The 22,005-nt window shown below is 72.0% G+C and carries 19 protein-coding genes; 13 read left to right on the top strand and 6 right to left on the bottom strand.

The annotated features are described in order from the left end of the window. Nucleotides 1–49 precede the first annotated feature (49 nt). The 3 genes from AB0K05_RS26525 to AB0K05_RS26515 all read right to left on the bottom strand — a co-directional run bounded on the left by AB0K05_RS26525 (nucleotide 50) and on the right by AB0K05_RS26515 (nucleotide 4,630). Nucleotides 50–676 carry a TetR/AcrR family transcriptional regulator gene (locus AB0K05_RS26525; RefSeq protein ID WP_187281064.1) on the bottom strand — a complete coding sequence of 209 codons (627 nt, stop codon included), beginning with the start codon at nucleotides 674–676 and terminating at the stop codon, nucleotides 50–52. Nucleotides 677–755: 79 nt separating this feature from the next. Further along, a complete protein-coding gene (locus tag AB0K05_RS26520; protein ID WP_364232508.1) occupies nucleotides 756–3,098 on the bottom strand; it encodes a serine/threonine-protein kinase in 2,343 nt (780 codons plus the stop codon). 173 nt (nucleotides 3,099–3,271) lie between these two features. Further along, on the bottom strand, nucleotides 3,272–4,630 hold the full coding sequence (locus tag AB0K05_RS26515) for an FAD-linked oxidase C-terminal domain-containing protein (protein WP_364232506.1): 1,359 nt from the start codon (nucleotides 4,628–4,630) through the stop codon (nucleotides 3,272–3,274). Nucleotides 4,631–4,684: 54 nt separating this feature from the next. Here AB0K05_RS26515 and AB0K05_RS26510 point away from each other — a divergent pair, with 54 nt between their 5' ends. Beyond that, entirely contained in the window at nucleotides 4,685–5,263 is a 579-nt protein-coding gene (locus AB0K05_RS26510) for a hypothetical protein (RefSeq protein WP_148030579.1), read from the top strand. Here AB0K05_RS26510 and AB0K05_RS26505 read toward each other — a convergent pair whose 3' ends face one another. Then, a complete protein-coding gene (locus AB0K05_RS26505) occupies nucleotides 5,264–6,469 on the bottom strand; it encodes an aminotransferase class I/II-fold pyridoxal phosphate-dependent enzyme (RefSeq protein ID WP_271278305.1) in 1,206 nt (401 codons plus the stop codon). 175 nt (nucleotides 6,470–6,644) lie between these two features. Between AB0K05_RS26505 and ctaD the strand changes: the two genes are divergently transcribed. From ctaD to AB0K05_RS26465, 8 genes are all read left to right on the top strand, one after another. Next, the gene (gene ctaD / locus AB0K05_RS26500) at nucleotides 6,645–8,333 is read left to right on the top strand and encodes a cytochrome c oxidase subunit I (RefSeq protein ID WP_364232502.1); all 1,689 of its coding nucleotides are present in this window, start codon (nucleotides 6,645–6,647) and stop codon (nucleotides 8,331–8,333) included. An 80-nt stretch (nucleotides 8,334–8,413) separates the two neighbouring features. Then, nucleotides 8,414–8,647 carry a hypothetical protein gene (locus AB0K05_RS26495; protein ID WP_271278303.1) on the top strand — a complete coding sequence of 78 codons (234 nt, stop codon included), beginning with the start codon at nucleotides 8,414–8,416 and terminating at the stop codon, nucleotides 8,645–8,647. A 4-nt stretch (nucleotides 8,648–8,651) separates the two neighbouring features. Then, nucleotides 8,652–10,385, top strand: coding sequence for a fumarate reductase (quinol) flavoprotein subunit (gene frdA / locus AB0K05_RS26490; protein ID WP_364232499.1), 1,734 nt, complete (start codon nucleotides 8,652–8,654; stop codon nucleotides 10,383–10,385). Next, complete coding sequence (gene sdhB, locus AB0K05_RS26485; protein WP_148030584.1) at nucleotides 10,378–11,103, top strand: succinate dehydrogenase iron-sulfur subunit; 726 nt, start codon at nucleotides 10,378–10,380, stop codon at nucleotides 11,101–11,103. The genes frdA and sdhB overlap by 8 nt, the downstream gene beginning before the upstream one ends. Further along, nucleotides 11,100–11,483: a hypothetical protein gene (locus AB0K05_RS26480; protein ID WP_364232496.1), complete on the top strand. Its 384-nt coding sequence runs from the start codon at nucleotides 11,100–11,102 to the stop codon at nucleotides 11,481–11,483. The genes sdhB and AB0K05_RS26480 overlap by 4 nt, the downstream gene beginning before the upstream one ends. After that, entirely contained in the window at nucleotides 11,480–11,821 is a 342-nt protein-coding gene (locus AB0K05_RS26475) for a hypothetical protein (protein WP_219545417.1), read from the top strand. The genes AB0K05_RS26480 and AB0K05_RS26475 overlap by 4 nt, the downstream gene beginning before the upstream one ends. Nucleotides 11,822–11,941: 120 nt before the next feature. Continuing rightward, the gene (locus tag AB0K05_RS26470) at nucleotides 11,942–14,689 is read left to right on the top strand and encodes an immune inhibitor A domain-containing protein (RefSeq protein ID WP_364232494.1); all 2,748 of its coding nucleotides are present in this window, start codon (nucleotides 11,942–11,944) and stop codon (nucleotides 14,687–14,689) included. A 78-nt stretch (nucleotides 14,690–14,767) separates the two neighbouring features. Then, nucleotides 14,768–15,706, top strand: a complete 939-nt coding sequence (locus AB0K05_RS26465) for a diacylglycerol kinase family protein (protein ID WP_148030588.1) — start codon at nucleotides 14,768–14,770, stop codon at nucleotides 15,704–15,706. 7 nt (nucleotides 15,707–15,713) lie between these two features. Here AB0K05_RS26465 and AB0K05_RS26460 read toward each other — a convergent pair whose 3' ends face one another. Further along, a complete protein-coding gene (locus tag AB0K05_RS26460; protein WP_364232490.1) occupies nucleotides 15,714–16,463 on the bottom strand; it encodes an SWIM zinc finger family protein in 750 nt (249 codons plus the stop codon). Between the two features lies 1 nt (nucleotide 16,464). Continuing rightward, nucleotides 16,465–19,365, bottom strand: coding sequence for an SNF2-related protein (locus AB0K05_RS26455; RefSeq protein ID WP_364232487.1), 2,901 nt, complete (start codon nucleotides 19,363–19,365; stop codon nucleotides 16,465–16,467). Between the two features lie 113 nt (nucleotides 19,366–19,478). Between AB0K05_RS26455 and AB0K05_RS26450 the strand changes: the two genes are divergently transcribed. The 4 genes from AB0K05_RS26450 to AB0K05_RS26435 all read left to right on the top strand — a co-directional run bounded on the left by AB0K05_RS26450 (nucleotide 19,479) and on the right by AB0K05_RS26435 (nucleotide 22,004). Continuing rightward, nucleotides 19,479–20,522 (top strand): questin oxidase family protein, encoded by a 1,044-nt coding sequence (locus AB0K05_RS26450; RefSeq protein WP_219545421.1) that lies wholly within the window; start codon nucleotides 19,479–19,481, stop codon nucleotides 20,520–20,522. 22 nt (nucleotides 20,523–20,544) lie between these two features. Then, on the top strand, nucleotides 20,545–20,709 hold the full coding sequence (locus AB0K05_RS26445; protein ID WP_187281066.1) for a hypothetical protein: 165 nt from the start codon (nucleotides 20,545–20,547) through the stop codon (nucleotides 20,707–20,709). 141 nt (nucleotides 20,710–20,850) lie between these two features. Further along, entirely contained in the window at nucleotides 20,851–21,231 is a 381-nt protein-coding gene (locus AB0K05_RS26440; RefSeq protein ID WP_148030592.1) for a phage holin family protein, read from the top strand. Then, the gene (locus tag AB0K05_RS26435) at nucleotides 21,228–22,004 is read left to right on the top strand and encodes a DUF3618 domain-containing protein (protein ID WP_148030593.1); all 777 of its coding nucleotides are present in this window, start codon (nucleotides 21,228–21,230) and stop codon (nucleotides 22,002–22,004) included. Before AB0K05_RS26440 ends, AB0K05_RS26435 begins: the two co-directional genes overlap by 4 nt. Nucleotide 22,005 lies beyond the last annotated feature (1 nt).

Genomic DNA, 22,005 nt, shown 5'->3' with positions numbered 1-22,005 from the left:
TCGCGGCGGCGCGCGTAGTCGTCCGCGCCGGGGTCGAGCCTGCTGATGATCACGCTTCCTCCCCGGAACCTGACGGCGGCGTCAGCCCGATGGCCCGCGCCCACAGCCGCGTGAGATGGTCCACGGCGGCCTCCTCGCTCGCCCGCTCGCCGAGGTCCAGCCACACGTGCGCGAACTGCTCCACCATGCCGCCCAGCATGATCGCCGTCAGCCTGGGGTCGAGCGACGCGTCGGCCAGGCCCTGCTGCTGCAGCCGCCGCAGCCCCTCCTCGCCGCGCCGCACGAACACCTCGCGCAGTTCCAGCAGCAGGCCGCCGAACCGGTCGTCGACGGTGGCCGCGTGCTCCAGCATCCGCACCAGGCGCGAGTTCGCCGACCAGGCCCGCAGGTAGAGCCGGTTCGCGGCGGCTATCCGCGCGTACGGGTCGGCGGGCGCGGACGGGCCGACCACGTTCGCCGCGAACATCTCGCCCACCACCGCCTCCGCGACCTCGGCGAACAGCGCCTCCTTGGAGTCGAAGTACGTGTAGAACGTGCCATGGGAGACCCCGGCCCGCGCGCACACGTCGTCGACCCGTACCCCGTCGTACCCGCACTCCTCGAACGCGTCCCGCCCCGCCGTCAGGAGAGCGGCGCGGGTCCGCTTCCCCCGCTGGGTCAGAGACTTGACGATCACGTCAGGAACGGTAGCGCCATCCTGCCCGCATGAGAAGGGCCGCACCCCCGGAGGGAGCGCGGCCCGTGAGGCTCGCGGCTCAGCCGCAGTGGCTCCAGCCGGACTTCCAGCTCACGCCCTCGAAGGTGCCGCCCCAGATGACGCACTTCTTCTTGGCGGCCAGCCGGATCGGGCCGGCGTGCCGGGTGAAGCGGCCCGGGTCGTCGGCCTGCGCGCCGCCCTTGACCTGGAGGTGGGCGCTCATCGCGACCTTGTCGGTGTGCACGTAGAGCGACTTGGTCACCACGCAGTTCTTGCCCTGGCCGGTGTGGTAGAGCAGGTAGATCATGGCGGTGTCCCGGCCGGACTTGTCGGAGAGCTTGCGCTGGTTGATCACCTTGTAGCCGGTGCCGCAGAGGGCGACCACGTTCGTGGTGTTCTTGACCAGCGGCTTGGGTCGCGGCTTGGTCGGCAGGTCCGTCTGCTCGCCGCCGCTCGTGGGCTGCGTCGTCGGCTCCAGGTCCGGCTCGACGAGGGTGTTCCGCTTCTTCTTCTTTTTCGTCGGCGACGGCGACGATGACGGCTTGGTGGTCGTCGGGCGGGTGGTGGGGACCGTGATCGTGTCGGGCCTGGCGGTGGCCTCGTCGGTCTTCTTCTTCCGGGTCTTGGTCGGCTTCGGCTCCTCCAGGTCCGGGGTGGGGACCGGGGAGTACGTGTCCGGGGTCGGCGGGGGCTGGGACGCGGGGGCCGTGGAGGCGGTGGCGTTGTCCACGTTCATCACGGGCGTGGACTTGGCGTTGGCCTGCACCACGACGGCGCCGACCACCACGAGCAGCGCCGCGGCCGCGGCTCCGGAGAGCGCGAACGTGAGCGACCGCCGCTGCTTGGACATCGGCTCACGCGGCGCCCGCCCAGGACCTTGCTGCCCGGGACCTTGCTGCCCGGGACCTTGCTGCCCGGGACCTTGCTGACCGGGACCTTGCTGACCGGGGCCGAAAGGCCCGCCCTGCCCCGGTCCGCCTTGGCCCGCGGATCCCGGGTGCCCCGGTCCGCCCTGGCCCGCGGATCCCGGTCCGCCTTGCGCGACAGGACCGGCACCGGCGTGTCCAGGGCCGCCCTGGCCGTGGGCGGCGGGTCCCGCCTGGCCGGGATGCTGCGCGCCCGGGAACGGAGGCTGGGCGCCCATGCCGGGCGACCCGTGCATCGCCGGGTGCCCGCCGGGAGCGCCGCCGCCGGTGGTCTCGGGCGCGCCTCCGGGCGGGCCGTACGCGCCCGTGTGCGGCATGGCGTCGGCCGCGGCCCCAGGCATCCACGGATTCTGCGGACCGCCAGGTCCGGGCTGCACGCCCGGCTGGCCTGTCCCAGGCTGGCCGGCCGGGTACTCCGTGCCAGGCTGAGCGCCCCCCTGGCCAGCGCCAGGTTGGCCCGGTCCGGGATGGTTCGTGCCGGGATGGGCGGCCAGGTGGGCTGCTGCCGCGTGGCCTGGGTGGGCGGGGGTCTGCCGCGTTCCAAGGCCCTCGGAGGGGCCCGCGCCGAAGGGGGTGGCTCCTTCGGGGGAGGGGTACGGGGCGGGCTCGTAGGGGCGCTGGGCCTGGGGGCCCGAGACCGGTTCGATGGCCGCGTTGGGCGCCGGCTGGCCCGTCAGCTCGACGATCAGCCGGTCGGCCGACGGCCGCTGGCCGGGGTCCTTCGACAGGCAGAGCGCCACCAGTTCGGCCAGCCGCCCCTCCATGCCGCCGAGCTGCGGCTCCTGGTGGAGGATGCGGTTCATCACCACGGGGATCGAGTCGGCGCCGAAGGCCGGCTTGCCGGTGGCGGCGTACACCATGGTGACGCCCCACGCGAACACGTCCGCCGCCTCCGACACCGGCGCGGTGCCGGTGAGCTGCTCGGGCGCGAGATAGGACGGGGTGCCCATGGCCATGCCGGTCGCGGTCGCGCCGGGCGCGTCGAGGGCGCGGGCGATGCCGAAGTCGATCACCACGGGCCCTTCGGGACCCATGAGCACGTTGGCGGGCTTGAAGTCGCGGTGCAGGATGCCCGCCCGGTGGATGGCCGCCAGGGCGGTCGCGGTGCTGATCGCGAGCCGTTCGAGCGCCGCCCCCCGGCGCGGGCCCTCGTTGATCACCAGCTCACGCAGCGACGGCCCCTGCACGAACTCGCTGACGATGTACGGCCGGCTGCCCTCCAGGTCGGCGTGGAGCACCGGCGCGGTGCAGAACCGGGCGACCCGCTGGGCCACCGCCACCTCGCGCAGGAAGCGGCTCCTGGCTTCCGGGTCGGCCGCCAGGGCATTGTGCAGAAGCTTGACGGCGACCTGCTCGCCGGACGCCGTCCGGCCAAGGTAGACCACCCCCTGGCCACCCTCGCCTAGCCGGGCGACGATCTCGAACGCGCCCAGCCGTTGCGGGTCGTCCGCCATCAACGGCTGGAACTGACTCACCCCGGACCCCCATACAGAACGATCGCTGGGGCAAAACGCTACCAGCGTGACTATTGGTATGAGTCGCTACCTGGAATATCTTCTCTGTCTGACGCTCGCGTGTCAGCGTTTTCACGCAGGTCGTTACGGGATTCGCGGCCGAGGTCACGTCTTGGTGAACAACCGGCCACCGGTCAGATCGCCTTGCCCGGGTTGAGGATGTTCAGCGGGTCGAAGACGGCCTTGATGCCGTGCTGCACCTCCCGCGCCACCGGCCCCGTCTCCAACGCCAGCCAGCGCCGCTTGAGCACGCCGACCCCGTGCTCGCCGGTGAGCGTGCCGCCCAGCTCCAGGGCCCGCGTGAACACCTCGTCCGCCGCGGCCCACACCTCGGGCGGCGGCTCGCTCGTACCGTGCTCGAAGACGAACACCGGGTGCAGGTTGCCGTCGCCGGCGTGCGCGACGGTGCAGATGCGCACGCCGTGCCGGGCGGCGGCGGCCTCGATCGCGCCGATCATGTCGGGCAGCACCGAGCGGGGCACGCACACGTCCTCGACCAGGCACGCGCCGAGCCGCTCCTTGGCCTGGTAGGCCATCCGGCGCAGCCCGATCAGTTCCTCGGTCTCCTGCGGGCTGGAGGAGACGGCCACGAACGTGGCGCCGTTGTCGAGGCAGAGCCGCTCCATGCGGGCGGCGGCGGCCTGGCCGTCGGAGGCGTCGGACTGGCCGATGAGCATGGCCATCGTGCCCGCCTCCAGGCCGATGTTGCGCCAGTCGTCGATGGCCTCCAGCGTGGCCCGGTCGAGCAGCTCCATCAGCGACGGCTGGCACCCCGCCGCCATGATCGCCGACACCGCCGCGCCCGCGTCGCGCAGCGAGCCGAACTCGGCCGCGAACGTCGCCGGAGCCGCCGGGACCGGCCGCAGCCGCACGGTGGCGGCGGTGATCACGCCCAGCGTGCCCTCGGAGCCGACGAACAGGCCGGTCAGGTCGTAGCCGGTGACGCCCTTCATGGTGCGCCGCCCGGTGTTCAGGATCCGCCCGTCGGCCAGCACCACCTCCAGCCCGAGCGCCGAGTCGCGGGTGACGCCGTACTTGACGCAGCGCAGCCCGCCCGCGTTCGTCGCCAGGTTGCCGCCGATCGTGGAGATCTCGTACGAGGAAGGGTCCGGCGCGTACATCAGCCCGTGCTGCCTGGCGGCCCGGTCGAGGTCGGCGGTGATCACGCCGGGCTCGGCCACGGCGATCTCGTCGGCGGGAGCGAGCTCCCTGATCTGGTCCATCCTGGCCAGGGAGAGGATGACCGCGCCGTCGCCCGCAGTCGCGCCGCCGGCGAGCCCGGTGCCCGCGCCGCGCGGCACGACCGGCACCCGGTGCTCGCTCGCCCAGCGCAGCGTGGCCACCACGTCGTCGCGCGAGCCGGCCAGCACCGCGGCGAGCGGTTTGCCGGGCTCCACGAACGTGCGGTCGCGGGCGTAGGAGTCGATCACGTCGGGGTCGGTCACGACCCGGCCGTCGGGCAGGGAACTCACCAGGGCGTCAATGGGTCTCACATGAAGAACCTTACGGTTTGCATGGAGTGTCGTTTTACGGAGAGACTGCGGCGGGTGGAAGTGAAGTGTCCGGCATGCGGGCTGGTAGATCAGGTCATCGCGGTGCCGGGGGTCGTGGCGGCGGGCACGACGTATCGGATCGGGCGGGTCAGGCTGCCCGGCGATCGTGAGGTCGCCGACCTGCCCTCGCGAGCCGCGCTGGGCGCGTCCAAACACCAGATGAGCCGTACGCAGCTCGCGGTCTGGTTGTCGTTCCCCAGCCGCCACTACACGCCCTGGACCAGGAACCAGGGGTACGTCCTGCTCGGCGTGGCGGCCCTGCTGCACCTGGTCGTGTCGCTGGTGATCGCGATGGGCAAGTTCTCCGGCTGGGCGGAGGTGCTGCTCGCGCCGTTCTGCCTGACCGGCGTGTTCTGGGGGGTCGGGCTGCTGCTCGTGCTCGGCGCGTACGGGGCGCGCAAGCGCGACGAGGCCGAGGGGCCCGCCCGGGAGAAGGCGTACGCCGTCTGGGAGAGCCTCTGCTACTGCTCCCGCGACAACGTCGCCTTCGAGCCCGGGGTCGACGTCACCTTCCACCCGCACGAGACGCGTCAGTACATCTTCGGCTTCCGGCCCCCCGCCGGGAAGCTCTGATCAGGCGCGCTCTTCCGCCACCAGCCGCACGCACACGGTCAGGCCGAGGATGGCCTGCTCCAGCTCGTCCAGCTCGGGGTAGGTGGGGGCGATCCGGATCACGCGGTCGTCCGGGTCCTCGCCGTACGGGTGGGTGGCCCCGGCGGGCGTGAGCGCGATGCCCGCCGCCTTGGCCCTGGCCACCACCTCGGCGGCGTGCGGCACCTCCAGGCTGATGAAGTAGCCGCCCCGCGGGCTGGTCCAGGTGGCGAGGCCGCCGAGCTCCTTGGTCAGCACCCGGTCGACCAGCTCGAACTTGGGCGCGATCAGCTCGGCGTGGCGGCGCATGTGGGCGGCCACCCCGTCGGCGTCGCGCAGGAACTCGACGTGGCGCAGCTGGTTGAGCTTGTCGGGCCCGATGGACTGCTTGCGGGTGTTGGCCAGGAACCACTCCACGTTCGCCGGGGACGAGCCGAAGAACGACACGCCCGCGCCGGCCAGCGTCACCTTGGAGGTGGAGCCGTACACGAGGGCCCGGTCGGGGTTGCCGTGGGCGGCGCAGAGCGCGAGCAGGTCGGCCAGCTCGGCCGGGGTGTCGGTGAGGTGGTGGACGGCGTAGGCGTTGTCCCAGAAGATCCGGAAGTCGGGGGCGGCCGCCGGCATGGCGGCGAGCCGGCGCACGGTCTCGTCGCTGTAGACGACGCCGGACGGGTTGCTGTACTTGGGCACGCACCACATGCCCTTGACCTTCGGGTCGCTCGCCACGAGCCGCTCGACGACGTCCATGTCGGGGCCGTCAGGGCCCATCGGGACGGCCACCATCGTGATGCCGAGCCGCTCGCAGATCGTGAAGTGGCGGTCGTAGCCGGGCACCGGGCACAGGAAGGTGATCTCCGGCTCCTCCACCCACCGCCGCTCGGCGCCCGGCACCTTGCCGAGCAGCGCGTGCACGACCGTGTCGTGCATGAGCGCGAGGCTGGCGTTGCCGCCCACCACGACCTGCGCCGGCGGCACCTGCAGCAGCGGGCCGAACAGCTCGCGCAGCTCGGGCAGGCCCTGCAGGTCGCCGTAGTTGCGGGCGTCGGTGCCGTCGGCCGCGTGGTAGGACTCCGGCAGCCTCAGCATGTCGTTGGAGAGGTCGAGCTGACGCGGCGACGGCTTCCCCCTGGTGAGGTCGAGCGAGAGCCCACGCTGGGCGAGGGCGGCGTAGTCACGCGAAGCGGTCACGAAATCTCTCCTCCGATCGGGTTGACACGAAGGATAGAAGATCCTGGGGCCGGTCCTGGCCCGCGTCCGCCATCCGAGAAGGGGACATATCGGCAATCTTCGAAAAACTCCTTCACGCACGTCGATCGTTGGCGTGGAATGGGTAGGCACGCCACCTCTACTGGAGGGAGCAGCCGTGACCACCGTTCGCGAGACCTCGATCGAACAGGTCAGGCGACGGCGCACCGGGACGGTCATCGCGTCCTGGCTGTCGACCACCGATCACAAGGTGATCGGCTACCTGTATCTGATCTCCTCGTTCGGGTTCTTCCTGATCGGCGGGGTCATGGCGATGATCATCCGGGCCGAGCTGGCGGCGCCGGGACTGCAGGTCGTCGACGCCGAGACCTACAACCAGATGTTCACCATGCACGGCACGATCATGCTGCTGCTGTTCGCCACCCCGCTGTTCGCCGGGTTCGCCAACGCGGTCATGCCGTTGCAGATCGGCGCGCCCGACGTGGCCTTCCCGCGGCTCAACGCGGTCAGCTTCTGGCTGTTCCTGTTCGGCGGCCTGATCGCGGTGGCCGGCTTCTTCACCCCGGGCGGGGCGGCGAGCTTCGGCTGGTTCGCCTACACGCCGCTGTCGTCGGCCACCTACTCGCCCGGCGTCGGCGGCGACCTGTGGATCATGGGGCTGGCCCTCGCCGGACTCGGCACGATCCTCGGCGCGGTCAACTTCATCACCACGATCATCGGCATGCGGGCGCCCGGCATGACCATGTTCCGGATGCCGATCTTCACCTGGAACGTGCTGCTGACCAGCATGCTCGTGCTGATGGCGTTCCCCGTGCTGGCCGCCGCGCTGCTGGTGCTGGAGTCGGACCGGCGGCTGGGCACCCAGGTGTTCGACCCGTCCAACGGCGGGCCGATCCTCTACCAGCACCTCTTCTGGTTCTTCGGGCACCCCGAGGTCTACATCATCGCGCTGCCGTTCTTCGGCATCATCACCGAGGTCATCCCGGTCTTCTCGCGCAAGCCGATCTTCGGCTACATCGGGCTGGTCGGCGCGACCATCGCCATCGCCGGGCTGTCCATGACCGTCTGGGCGCACCACATGTTCCCCACCGGGCAGGTGCTGCTGCCGTTCTTCTCGTTCATGACCTTCTTGATCGCCGTGCCGACCGGGGTGAAGTTCTTCAACTGGATCGGCACCATGTGGCGGGGACACCTGAGCTTCGAGGCGCCGATGATGTTCGCCATCGGGTTCCTCGTCACCTTCCTGCTCGGCGGGCTCACCGGCGTCATCCTGGGCTCGCCGCCGCTCGACTTCCAGGTCACCGACTCCTACTTCGTGGTGGCCCACTTCCACTACGTGGTGTTCGGCACGGTCGTGTTCGCCATGTTCGCCGGGTTCTACTTCTGGTGGCCGAAGATGACCGGCCGGATGCTCGACGACCGGCTCGGCCAGCTCCACTTCTGGACGCTGTTCATCGGCTTCCACACCACCTTCCTGGTGCAGCACTGGCTGGGCATGCTCGGGTTCCCGCGCCGCTACGCCGACTACTCGCCCGGCGACGGGTTCACCCTGCTCAACGAGATCTCCTCGGCGGGGGCGTTCCTGCTCGGCGCCTCGACGCTGCCGTTCCTCTACAACGTCTGGAGGACAGCCAGACGGGCGCCCAAGGTCACCGTCGACGACCCGTGGGGGTTCGCCGGCTCGCTGGAGTGGGCCACGAGCTGCCCGCCGCCCCGGCACAACTTCACCTTCATGCCGCCGATCCGCTCCGAACGGCCCGCCTTCGACCTGCACTACCCGCCCGACGACAAGCCGGAGCTGAAGGAGGCCCAGCAGGCCGCGCTCAAGCGCCGCGAAACAAAGTGAGACCTTTCCCTCGAGAGGTCGCGGTGCTTCTGTTGATGTGACGATCCGCCCATTCAGTCGCCTGTCTAAGGAGATCGGCGATGACCGGCACCAAGATCCCCTTCACCCCCGAGACGGCCCCCTGCGGGAGGAAGTCGGGAGGCGAACGCCTCGTCGACGACGACGGCTACGGCCTCGTCATCCGCGACCAGTTCTTCGACTGCGGCTGCCGCCGGATCCGGCACGAGTACCACGACGGCAGCATCCACCTGTCCGCCGTCCGCCACGACGGCAGGCGGGTGAAGGACCCGATCCAGCCCGACCGCGGGAGCTGATCGCATGATCGACGTGCTCATCGTCGGGGGCGGCGGGGCCGGCCTGCGCGCCGCGCTCGCGGTCGCCGAGACCGACCCGTCCCTGACCGTGGCCGTGCTGTCCAAGGTGTATCCGATGCGCAGCCACACGGTCTCCGCCGAGGGCGGCGCCGCCGCGGTGATCGGCGCCGGCGACAGCCTGGACGAGCACTGCTACGACACGATCTCCGGCGGCGACTGGCTGTGCGACCAGGACGCGGTGGAGGCGTTCGTGGCCGAGGCGCCCCGCGAGCTCATCCAGCTGGAACACTGGGGCTGCCCGTGGAGCAGGGAGCCCGACGGGCGGGTCGCGGTGCGCCCGTTCGGCGGCATGAAACGGCAGCGCACCTGGTACGCGGCCGACAAGACGGGCTTCCACCTGCTGCACACGCTCTTCCAGACCACCCTGAAATATCCCGACATCGTGCGATACGACGAGTGGTACGTCACCCAGCTCATCGTCGACGACGGCCGGGTGCACGGCGTGGTCGCCGTCGAGATGAGGACCGGCCGCGTCGAGGCGATCCCCGCCAGGACCGTGATCCTGGCCACCGGCGGCTGCGGCCGGGCCTTCCCGTTCACCACCAACGCGACCATCAAGACCGGCGACGGCATGGCGCTGGCCTACCGGGCGGGCGCGCCGCTGAAGGACATGGAGTTCGTCCAGTACCACCCCACCGGGCTGCCGTTCACCGGCATCCTCATCACCGAGGCGGCCAGGGCCGAGGGCGGCTGGCTGATCAACAAGGACGGCTACCGCTACCTGCAGGACTACGACCTGGGCCGGCCCACCCCCGCCCCGAAGCTGCGCAGCATGGAGCTGGGCCCGCGCGACCGGCTCTCCCAGGCGTTCGTCCACGAGCAGCGCAAAGGGCGCACGGCCGACACCCCGTACGGGCCCGTCGTCTACCTAGACCTGCGCCACCTCGGCGAGGACAAGATCGACGCCCGCATCCCGTTCGTGCGCGAGCTCTGCCGCAGCTACCAGAACCTCGACCCGGCCACCGACCTCATCCCGGTCCGTCCCGTCGTGCACTACATGATGGGCGGCGTGCACACCGACCTCGACGGGGCCACCCCGGTCGCGGGGTTGTACGCGGCGGGGGAGACGGCCTGCGTGAGCATCAACGGCGCCAACCGGCTCGGCTCCAACTCGCTGCCGGAGATCCTCGTCTTCGGCAGGCGGGCCGGGATCGCCGCCGCCGAGTTCGCCCGTACCCACCGCGAGGGCGAGCCGCCCGCGGTGCGCAGCCAGGGCGACGACGAGCGGCGGCGGCTGACCCGCGCCCGCGAGGGCCGCGCGAACGGCGAGCGCGTCGCCGTCCTGCGCGAGGAGATGCAGCACACGCTGGAGGGCGCGGCCGGCATCTACCGCGGCGGCGACGTGCTGGCCAAGGCCGCCGACACCCTCGCCGAGCTGTGCGAGCGGGCCCTGGAGGCGCGGGCCGACGACACCAGCGCCGTCTTCAACACCGAGATGATCAACCTGCTGGAGCTGCGGGCCATGCTCGACGTCGCGCGGACCATCGTGGCCTGCGCGCTGAACCGGCAGGAGTCGCGCGGGGCCCACCAGCGCACCGACTTCCCCGTCAGGGACGACGGCGCCTTCCTGGCGCACTCGCTGGTCCACCGCGCCCCCGACGGCACCCCCTCGGTGGGGCTGCTGCCCGTCACCATCACCCGCTGGCCCCCAGGGGAAAGGGTCTATGGCCGTGACTGAGTCGATCCGGCTGGAGGTCGCCCGGTACCGCCCCGGGCAGGACGCCGAGCCCGTGTTCGCGTCGTACGAGGTGCCGCTCATGCCCGACTGGGCGGTGCTCGACGGGCTCACCTACGTCAAGGACCGGCTGGACGGCACGCTGTCGTTCCGCTGGTCGTGCCGGATGGGCATCTGCGGGTCGTGCGGCATGACCGTCAACGGCGAACCCCGGCTGACCTGCGGGACCTTCCTCACCGAGTACGGCGACGGACCGGTCAGGATCGAGCCGCTCAAGGGGTTCCCGGTCATCAGGGACCTGGTGGTGGACATCGAGGACTTCCTGGCCAAGCTGTCGTCGGTGCGGCCGTGGCTGGTCAGGGAGGGAGAGGAACTGCCGCTGACCGCCGAGTACGCGCAGACCCCGGCACAGCTCGACGCCTACAAGCAGTACAGCATGTGCATCAACTGCATGCTCTGCTACTCGGCCTGCCCGGTGTACGTGCTCGACCCGGACTTCCTCGGGCCCGCGGCGATCGCGCTGGCGCAGCGCTACAACCTGGACTCGCGCGACATGGACGACCGGTTCGACGTGCTCAGCCAGGAGGACGCCGTCTGGGGGTGCACGTTCGTCGGCGAGTGCACGAACGCCTGCCCCAAGCACGTCGACCCGGCCGAGGCCATCCAGCGCTACAAGCTGACCGCCGCGCTCCGCTCGGTGCTGCCGTGGAGCCGTCGATGACCGCGCCCTACGTACGCGGCCGCGACCGGCTCTGGTTCGCCCGCTCGCGGCGCTACACGATCTTCGTGCTCCGGGAGCTGACCAGCGTGTTCGTGGCCTGGACGGTCGCGTACCTGCTGCTGATGATCGCCGCCCTGACCGGCGGCGGGTACGCGGGCTTCGTGGCGCTCGCCGGGCGGCCGTGGATGATCGTGGTCAACGTGGTGGCGCTGGCCGCGACCTGCTTCCACGCGATCACCTTCCTCAACCTCGCGCCCAAGGCCACGGTGGTGCGGCTGGACGGCTGGCGGGTGCCCGCCTGGATGATCCAGGGCGGCAACCACTCGGCCTGGCTGCTGGTCTCCGCGGTCGTCGCGTACGTCGTGCTGAGGTCGCCATGAGACGCGTGCTGGAACCGTACCTGTGGCTGCTCTTCAGCGGCGGAGGCGTGGTCGCCGCGCTGCTGCTGCCGGTGCTCGTGCTGCTGTTCGGCGTGCTCATGCCGCTGGGCGTGCTCGACTGGCCGTCCGCCGCGCACCTCGCGGGCGCGCTCGAACCTCTGCCGGTGCGGGTGGCGCTGGTGGCGGTCGTGGCGCTCTGCCTCTTCCACGCCGCGCACCGGATCCGCCACACCAGCGAGGAACTGCTGGGCCTGGCCCGGTTCGATCTGCCGATCGCCGTGGTGTGTTACGGCGGGGCACTGGGGGGTGCCGCCGTCGCGGCATGGCTGCTGTGGTGAATGTCCTGGTTTCGTGATATTTCGACCCGCGACTTTACGCCGAGTTTATCCGGGGTCTACCGTCCGGCTTGCGAAACCCTCCGGCCATCGCCCGGCGACCCCGGGCAGAAGGGGTACTCGGTGTCCCGAAAGACGCGCCTCTTAGCCACGATCTCGGCAGTAGTCCTGCTGGGCGCCACCCTCACGGCGCCCACCGCGCAAGCGTCCTCCGTGGCGCGCTACGAGCCCGGTCCGTCCGACTTCTACATCAACTACGCCCCGCCCAGGGACGAGGCCACGCCCGAGGAGCCGGGCGCGCCGGGCGGTGACAAGCGCTCACGGTCGCGGGCACGGGAGATCGACCAGAAGCACAGCCTGGGCAACCCGGCGGCCGCCCGGGTGCTCGCCGCCCGCGAGCAGGAGGCCCTGAGGACCGGCCGCAACCCCGCCGACTTCATCTTCAAGAAGACCAAGCAGACCAGGACCGCCAAGCTGCTGACGCTGCTGGTCGAGTTCAACGAGAACGCCGACGACGACTTCTCCGGTTACAACCGGCTGCGAACCGTCGACAGCGCCCCCGACGACTGCCTCGTCGAGCCGGCCGGCACGCTCAAGAACGGCCCCCTGCACAACAACATCCCGGACCCGGCCACGCTGCCGCAGAAGGACAACAACTCCTTCTGGGTCAAGGACTTCAGCCCCGAGCACTTCAACAAGATGCTCTACACCGACAAGGGCATCACCGAGCGCGTCCGCAAGGACCTGAAGGACCCCCGCGACGGCAGGCCGGGCATCGACATCTCCGGCTTCACGCTGAAGAAGATGTACGAGGAGATGTCCAAGGGCGCCTACTCCGTCACCGGCTCCGCCGTCGGCTGGATCAAGGCCCCGCACTCCGAGGCCTGGTACGGCGCCGCGGCCTGCGGCGGCAACCCGCAGGACATGTCCGGCCACCCGGACAACCCGCTCGGCGCCGGCCAGCTCGCCATCGACGCCGTCGACGTGCTGGCCCAGACCCAGCCGGACTTCCCGTGGGCCGACTACGACCTCGAGGACGTCTCCGACGCCGACGGCGACGGGAACTTCGCCGAGCCCGACGGCGTGATCGACCACCTCGTGCTGGTCCACGCCGGCAAGGACAAGTCCTCCGACGGCGGCGCCGAGGGCACCTACGCCATCTGGGCCCACTCCAGCGCGGTCGCCGGCGGCTACCAGGTGCCCGGCACCGACATGAAGATCTCCAACTACATCGTGCAGCCCGAGGACTCCGGCGTCGGCGTCTTCGCCCACGAGTACGGCCACGACCTCGGCCTGCCCGACCTGTACGACACCTCCGGCGCGGGCAGCTCCGCGGTGGACTTCTGGGACCTGATGTCCAGTGGCTCCCACTCCGGCCCGATCTTCCAGTCCATGCCCACGCACATGGGCCTGTGGGACAAGTGGGTGCTCGGCTGGGCCAACCCGAAGGTGTTCGACCCGGGTGACCGCAAGAGCCTGGTCACCGTCGGCCAGTCCTCCCGCACGCCGAAGCTCACCCAGGACGGCGTCCGGGTGAACCTGGCCTCCGAGCCGCTCAAGATGGTCGACCCGCACAGCGGCGGCAACGCCTGGTGGTCCGGCATGGACCAGGAGTGGGCGAACGTCTCGGTGGGCCGCGACATCGACGTGCCCGCCGGGTCCGACGTGCGGTTCTGGATGTGGAACAACTACGAGATCGAGTCCGACTGGGACTTCGGCTTCGTCGAGGTGTCCACCGACGGCGGCTCGACCTGGGCCCAGCAGAAGGTCTTCGACGAGGCCGGCGACGAGATCACCACGCCCGACGACTACCCGGACCCGAACAAGAACCTCGCCACCTTCGGCGACAAGAAGTACGGCATCACCGGTGACACCGGCGGCTGGCGGCACGACTACGTCGACCTGACCCCGTTCGCCGGCCAATCGATCAAGCTGCGGCTGACGTACAACACCGACGCGGCCTTCACCCCGCGCGGCTGGCACGCCGACGACTTCGAGCTCACCAGCGACGGCGCCACCGTGTGGAGCGACGACGTCGAGGGCGGCGAGAACGGCTGGCGGGCCACCGGCGGCACCTTCACCAACACCAGCGGCCAGGGCTGGACGATCAACAACGGCGAGCGCGAGATCCAGCGGTTCTACCTCGCCGAGTGGCGCAACTTCGACGGGTTCGACAAGGGCCTGCAGTACGCCTACGACACCACGTACTCGCGTGACGGGGCGTGGAAGGTGGAGAAGGTCAAGTACAACGCGCCCGGCCTGCTGGTCTGGTACCGCGACTCGACCTACACCAACAACGTGCTGGTGAACAACCTGGAGGCGGCGCCGAGCATCGGCTCCAAGGGCACCCTGCTGCTCGTCGACTCCCACTTCGACCCGCTGCGCCGCACCGGCGAGGCGGCCGCGAAGGACCCGACCAGGCACAAGAACATGGAAGGCCGCACCCAGACGTCCAACGCGGCGTTCTCGTTCAGGAACACCTACCCGCTCAAGGAGTGCCTGGAGGCGCCGGACGAGCCGTTCAGCGAGTACTGCACGCAGATCGGCGGGCTGAAGGGCGTCAAGGAGTTCACCGACGCCAAGACCTGGTACCCCGGCCTGGAGGTCCAGGACGGCGGCCTGTTCTACCGGGACTTCGACGCCTCCACCGTCGTCCCGTCCAAGGGCGACCAGCCGTACAGCACCCGCGTGGTGAACGTGGACGGCACCCCGGCCACCGAGTACTACGGCCTCGACATCGGCGGCGGCCACGTGCTCGGCTCCGGTAACCCCGGGGACGAGGGCAAGGCGCTGGGCGTGGGGATCAAGCTGATCAGCCCGCTCCCCGGCGACCTGGGCGCCATCGTCCAGGTGACCCCGCCGAAGAAGTAGATCAGGCGGGTCGCGAGCCCCTGTCTTCACACGGTCGCCGTGCGAAGGCAGGGGCTTCTGGACCTACGATTGATGACCATGAGCGAACTGCGCACCAAGGCCGAGCACACCGCGGCGATCCTCAAGGATCGCCGTGTGGCAGTGGTGATCAACACTCGCTCACGACGCGGCCGCCGCCACTACTTCGAGGTGATCGAGCAGGTCCACGAGCTGGGCTTCGAGCCGCTGGCCGAGATCGGCGTCTACAACCCGAAACGGCTGCGCGAGCTGCTCGACACGGCCCTGGCGACGGGGCCCGACCTGCTGATCGTCGGCGGCGGCGACGGCACGCTCTCCTCAGCCGTGCGCCACGTCGCCCACCGCGACGTGGCGCTCGGCGTCCTGCCGCTCGGCACCACCAACAACTTCGCCCGCAGCCTCGGCCTGCCGCTCGACCTCTCGGGCGCGATCCGGGTGTTCGCCACCGGCAAGGTGGCCGACATCGACCTCGGCATGGCCGACGACCGGCCGTTCGCCAACCTGGCCAGCTTCGGGGTGTCGGTGGAGGTGGCGGGCAAGGTCAGGCCGTGGCTGAAGCGGTGGGTGGGCCGGCCCGCCTACCCGTTGACCGCGCTCACGATCCTGCCCGGCCACCGCCCGTTCCGGGCCTACATCACGGTCGACGGGCAGCGCCACGAGCTCCTCACCCACCAGCTCAACATCGCCAACGGCCGCTTCCACGGCGGCTGGCAGGTGGCCCGCGACATCAGCATCGACGACGGCATGCTCGTCGCCTACCAGCTCGGCTCGGGCAAGAAGCTGCGGCTGCTGGTCGAGACGCTCGCCCGCGCCACCACGGGCCGGTGGCGGAGCCTGGCCGGCGGCCCCTTCGTGACCGGCCGGGAGATGCTGCTGGAGACCGACCCGCCGATGGCCGCCGACGTCGACGGCGAGGTGCGGCTCCGCACCCCGATCAGGCTTCGCGTGGTGCCCAACGGCGTACGCGTCATGGTCCCGGCCGACTTCGAGGACCGCTGACCCCGGCTCACTCACCCAGCCGGCGGTAGGCGACGCCGAGCGGGGCGGCCAGGTCCGCTGGCGGCGGGAAGAGCCGGGGGAGCAGGTCCGAGCCCGCCGGGCGGCGCTCCGGCGGGTGCGCGCTGCCGCCCGGCGTGTAGAAGTCCGCCAGCCGCTCCGCGAACGGCACGTCCGCCACCGCCGGGACGCCCGCGGCGGGCCGGGCGGCGAGCGAGCCCAGCAGCTCCGCGCGCCCCCGCCCGCGCCACGCCAGCACCCGGAACGGGTCCTCGTCGAACGACTCCGCCAGCAGGTACAGCACCGCCGAAACGTGCTTGCACGGGAACCCCCAGTCGGGACACGAGCAGTCCATGTCGAGATCGCGCGGGAACAGGTCGACGCCGACCGAGGCGAACAGCTCCTCGATCTCCTCCGGCATCTCCCCGGCCAGCAGCTTGGCCCGGTAGACCGCCTGCTCGGCGATCGCCGACTCCAGCGTCTCCCAGCGCTCCTCGCCGTACGCCTCGATCGCGATCGTCACCTCGTACGGGGTGCGCCGCGAACCCTGCACGGCGGCCGACACCAGGCCGGGCGACAGGTCGATGGACAGCACCTGCCCGGCTCTGGCGTAGCCGCGCCCGCGTGAGAGCCTGCCCCGGTCGCAGACGCGCTCCAGGATGTCGATGAACCGCCGCGACCACCACGCCGACCCGATCGAGCCGCGCCTCGACCGGGCGCGGAGGCCGCCCTCGACCTTGATCGGGGTCCCGTACCGCATCTCAGGCCACCGCCTCCGAAGTCAGCCGGAACACCTCGCGCAGCTCCCGCGTCGACAGGTCCGTCAGCCAGTCCTCGCCGGTGCCCACCACCCGCTCGGCCAGCGCCTTCTTGCGCTCCATCAGCTCGTCGACCCGCTCCTCCAGCGTGCCGGCGCAGATCAGCTTGCGGACCTGCACGTTCTTGCGCTGGCCGATGCGGAAGGCGCGGTCGGTGGCCTGGTCCTCGACGGCGGGGTTCCACCAGCGGTCGACGTGGACGACGTGACTGGCGGCGGTCAGGTTGAGCCCCACGCCCGCCGCCCTGAGCGACAGCAGGAACAGCATCGGCTCGCCGTCCTCCTGGAAGCGGTCGACCAGCCGGTCGCGGGCCTTCTTCGGCAGGCCGCCGTGCAGCCAGAGCACCGGCCGGTCCAGCCGCCGCGCCAGGTAGGGCTGGAGCATGGCGCCGAACTCGGTGTACTGGGTGAACACCAGCGCCTTCTCGCCCTCGGCCAGGATCTCCTCGGCGAGCTGCTCCAGCCGCTGCAGCTTGCCCGACCTGCCGGCCAGCCGGGAGCCGTCCTTGAGCAGGTGGGCCGGGTGGTTGCAGACCTGCTTGAGCTTGGCCACGGTAGCCAGCACCAGCCCGCGCCGCTCGATCCCCTCACTGCCGTCGATCTTGCCCAGCATGTCGTCCACGACCGCCTGGTAGAGCGACGCCTGCTCGGTGGTGAGCGGGCACCACTCCTTGATCTCCAGCTTCTCCGGCAGGTCGCTGATCACCGACTTGTCGGTCTTGACGCGCCGCAGGATGAACGGCCCGGTCGCCCGTCTGAGCGCGTGCGCCGCCTCCTCGTCCTGCCGGGCCTCGATCGGCTCCTGGAACCGCTCCCTGAACCCGGCCCGCGTCCCCAGCAGCCCCTGGTTGGCGAACTCCATGATCGACCAGAGCTCGGCCAGGTGGTTCTCCACCGGGGTCCCGGTCAGCGCCAGCCGCTGCGCCGCCGGGATCGCCCGGACCGCCCTGGCCTGGAGCGTGCCGCTGTTCTTGATCGCCTGCGCCTCGTCGCACACCACCCGCCGCCAGGAGACCTCGCGCAGCGCCTCCAGGTCCCGCTGCGCCGTGCCGTACGTGGTGAGGACCAGGTCGGCGCCGGCGGTGAGCGCGGGGTCGCGGCCGGGGCCGTGGTGGGTGTACACGCGCAGGCCCGGCGCGAACCGGGCCGCCTCCCGCTGCCAGTTGCCCAGCAGCGACATCGGGCACACCAGCAGCGTCGGCCCCGTCCCCTCGTGGACCAGCAGCGCCAGGGTGGTGATCGTCTTGCCCAGCCCCATGTCGTCGGCCAGGATCCCGCCCAGCCCCAGCTCCGACAGGAAGCTCAGCCAGGCCAGCCCCCGCTCCTGGTACGGGCGGAGCGTCGCGTCGATGCCCGCGGGCGTGCCGATCGGCCGCAGCCGCCGCTCCGCCTCGCCGGACAGCAGGTCGCCGAGCACCCCGTCGGCGTCCACCTCCAGCAGCGGCAGCTCGCCGTCGCCCCGGACCACCTGCCGCAGCAGGTCGGCCGCCGGGGCCTCACCGGCCCGCTCGCCGCCGACCACCCGCAGCGCGGCCGCCAGCTGCCGTTCGTCCAGCTCCACCCACCGGCCGCGCACCCGGACCAGCGGCACCTTCAACCGGGCCAGCTCGGCCAGTTCCTCCTCGCCGATCGTCTCCCCGGCCACGGCCAGGTCGACCCGGAAGCCGACCAGCTCGCGCAGCCCCAGCCCCTGCCCGGCCACCGCCCCCGGGTCCTTGCTCCTGGCCGTCACCTTCAGCCCCAGCCGGTTCCGCCCGGCCCAGCGGGGGAGCAGCACCCCGAACCCGGCGGCCTGCAGCAGCGGCGCCGCCTCCCTGAGGAACCCGAACGCGCCCGCGGTGTCGAGCACCAGCTCGCCCGGCTCGGCCACGCGCAGCGCCCGCTCCAGCTCCGGATAGAGCCGCACCGCCCGGCCGAGCCCGGCCAGCAGCTCCCGCTCCGCCGCCGGCACCCCGGCCACCGGCTCCCCGCGCCACACCCGCACGGCGGGCACGTACAGGCTCGGGTCCTCCACCCCCTGCAGAGCCAGCTCCACCCGCCACCCCGCGTCGAGGTCACGGTCGGCCTCGTCCTCCTCGACCGGCTCGACCAGCCGGAAGCACACCCGCGCGGCGCCCTCGGCGCTCACCACCGTCTCGCGCCACCGGTCCAGCTCCTCGCGCAGACCCGGCACGTCGGGGCACGAGCCGTCGGGGCCGGTCAGGGCGGCCAGCCACCGCTCGCGCGCCGTCACCGCCCGCTCGACGAGCGGCTCGGGCAGCGCCTCACGGACCAGCGCGTCGGTGAACGCCCCGAGCGCCTCCCACAGCACCTCCCCGGACGGCCGCTCCACCTCCGAGGTACGGGACGCGGGCGGCATCGCCAGGGCCAGCTCCCTGAAGTACGCCGCGTCACCCCGGGTGACCACCGGCTCCCAGACCGCACGGCAGGCGCCGCCGGGAGCCGCCACCAGCCGCGGGACCACCCGGCCGCGCCGTACCAGGTCGCGGGCGAACCCGGCGGCGGCCGCCCAGTGACGGACGGTGGCGCTGCCGTCGCAGGCGTCCACCACCCGCAGGGCGGCCGAGACGGGCGGCACCACGGCGGGCACCCGCCACACCCGCAACCGGGGCCGCGTCGCGGTCGCGGGCCGCCCCGTCTCGGGCGAGGGCATCGGCTCCTTCGCCGTCCCGGGCAGCAGCAGCGCCAGCTCCGGCTCGTCCCCGCCGTCGACGCCGAGCGCCTCCCGCAGCGCGGGGACCGGCGCGGCGAACGGATGCCGGCCGGGCCCGCCCGCAGCCCGCGCGGGCTGCTCCGCCCAGAAGGCCAGCCCTTCTCCCGCCCACACCCCGTGTACGACCAGCACCCCGGCAGGTTACCCGCCGGAGCTCCGGCGATCCGTCATAGGACGAACGGAGGAGGGCGCCTAGGTCCATGGACCGAGGCGCGGCGGGGGCGGGCGGGGCTAGCGTCGGGTGCATGGACGACAGCGGCACCCTGGAAGAGGCGTTCGAGCGGCTGCACCGCACCGGCCCCGAGTTCGACGGCTGGCTGAGCAACCACGGCCCGATGGCGGTCGAGTCGATGGTCAGGCGCGGGCACGCCCGCGAGGTCCACCGCTGGCTGGACGCCTACACCGCCCGCCTGGAGGAGGCTCCCGGCGGCACCCGCGCGATCGGGGACGACTGGCGTGAAGCGCTGGGCGACCCGCGACGGCTCGGCGACTGGCTGCGGTTCTTCGAGCGGGAGACGAAGGAACGGCCGTGGCGGGCCGTGCTGGAGGAGTGGTGGCCGCGGCTGCTGCCCGGCATCGCGGCCGGGGCGACCCACGGCGTCATCCGCACCGGCCACGCGGTCCACGCCCTGCTGGAGCTGGAGGACGGGCCGCGGCTCGCCGAGCTGGGGCAGGCGCTCGGCTACTGGGCGGCACGCTGGCAGCCCGTGGCCGGAGCGGCCCCGCCATCCGGCACGGAGACGCCGTCGGGCGCGCTGGCCGGGGTGCCGCGGGTGGCCGACCAGAGCCGGGACATCGACCACCGGCTCCGCCAGCTCGCCGGCACCGGCGGCTGGGAGCCGTCGGTCGCCGCGCTGGCCCCGGCCTCGGGCGCCGGCGAGGCCAGGGACCGGCTCGCCGCGCTGGCCGACGCCGCCACCCTGCGCTATCTCACCCACGCGCACGGCTCGCCCGTCATGCTGATCCACTCGGCGACCGCCCCCACGGCGGTGCTCCGCACGCTGCCCGCCCTGCCCGCCTCCCTCTGGGTGCCGAGCCTCGACGCGGCGTGGGCCGCCGCCGCCGCGGTCACGGCCGCGTACGGGCCCGCGGGGCCGGTGACCGGGCGGGAGCTGCCCGCCGCGCCCGGCTCCGCGCAGGAGGCGTTCGACCGGGCCGTCGCGCACGGCGACGAGCACGTGATCAAGCTGGCCGACACCGCGCTGGACGTGTACGAACGCACCGCCGACCCGGACGCCCTCGCGGCGGTCGTGCGCGCGTCCCGCTCCATTCAGCCGCTGAAAGCGTGATGCCCGGTTGTACAGTGGAAGTATGAATCCTCCCGGATCGTGGTGTGAGCGGCCCAAGCCGCAGGCTCCCTCGTGCGAGCTCCCCTCTCCGTGGAGCAAGCCGAAGCAGCCCGCCAACTGGTGCGAGGCGCCCGCCTCGCCCGTCGTACGGGTCGTCGGCTTCCTGCTGCGCGCCGCCAAGCGCTGAGAGAGCCCGCGCGGCCCGCGCGGCCCGAGCGGTCGCGCGGCCTCGCGCTGCCCGGAATCCGCGCTGATCACCGGCCTGAAGGGTCGTGATAGAAGGCGGTATAGGTGGGTAGGCGCACTCCTCGACGGAGGAGGCGACGTCGTGAACGACACCCAGAAACTAGTCAGCGATCTGTCCGAGCAGGTCTCCCGGCTCGTCAGGGACGAGCTCCGGCTGGCCAAGCTCGAACTCACGCGCAAGGGCAAGCGCGCCGGCCTCGGCGCCGGCATCGTGGGCGCCGCGGGCATCGTCGGGCTCTTCGGCGGCGCCGTGCTCGTGGCGGCCGTCGTGATGCTGCTCGCGCTCGTCATGCCCGCCTGGCTGGCGGCCGCGATCGTGGCCGTGGTGCTGCTCGCGACCGCGGCGGTGCTGGGCCTGGCCGGCAAGAAGCAGGTCCAGCAGGCCACCCCGCCCGTTCCCAGGGAGACGATCGCCAGCGTGAAGGCCGACATCGGCGCGGTCAGGGAGGGAGCACACCGATGAGTGAGACGAACCCGGGATACTCCGACGACCAGTACGCGGGCGACGTGGGTTCACGCAGGGCGACGGTCGGCACCCCGACTGACCCCGAATCCATCAACGTGCCCGTCACACGCGGCGGCGCGGCCGAGAACGCGCACGAGGCGGAGCTCCGCCGCGAGCCGCACGAGACGTTCATCCCCGAGGGGCCGGAGCCGGACGACCGCGCGGAGGCGATCCACTCCCGCGCCGTGGAGGAGGAGTCGCTGCGCGGCGGCGGCACGCGGGTCCCCGAGTCGACCACTCCCTACCAGGACCGGGGCTCCATCGCGACGCCGCTCACCGACCGCGCGCGCCGGGCCGCCGTGAGCGGCGACGAGGAGGAACAGGTCCGCGAGAGCATCAGGGAGACCCGCCGCGAACTCGGCGAGACCGTGAGCGCGCTGGCCCACAAGGTGGACGTCAAGAGCCGGGCGGCCGAGGCGGCCGAGTCGGCCAAGGAGCGCGCCGCCGCGATGGTCGGCACCGCTAAGGCCAAGGCGGCCGAGATGAGCGGCACGGCGAAGGCCAGGGCCGGCGAGATGGGCGGCACCGCGAAGACCAGAGCGGCCGAGATGGGCGGGACCGCCAGGGTCAGGGCGGCCGAGATGTCCGGCAGGGCACTCGAACTGAAGGACAAGGCACGGGAGAACGCCGCCGGCAACGACTACCTGCGGCCGGTCCTGGGATTCGCGGTCGCCGGCGCGGTGGTCGCGCTGATCCTCCGCCGTGCCGACCGGCGCCGCCGGGGCCTATGAC

The sequence above is a fragment of the Nonomuraea sp. NPDC049486 genome (assembly GCF_040676925.1).
Classification (GTDB): domain Bacteria; phylum Actinomycetota; class Actinomycetes; order Streptosporangiales; family Streptosporangiaceae; genus Nonomuraea; species Nonomuraea ferruginea.
The sequence above is the reverse complement of the archived record's forward strand: the minus strand, read 5'-3'. Positions and strand labels throughout refer to the sequence as shown.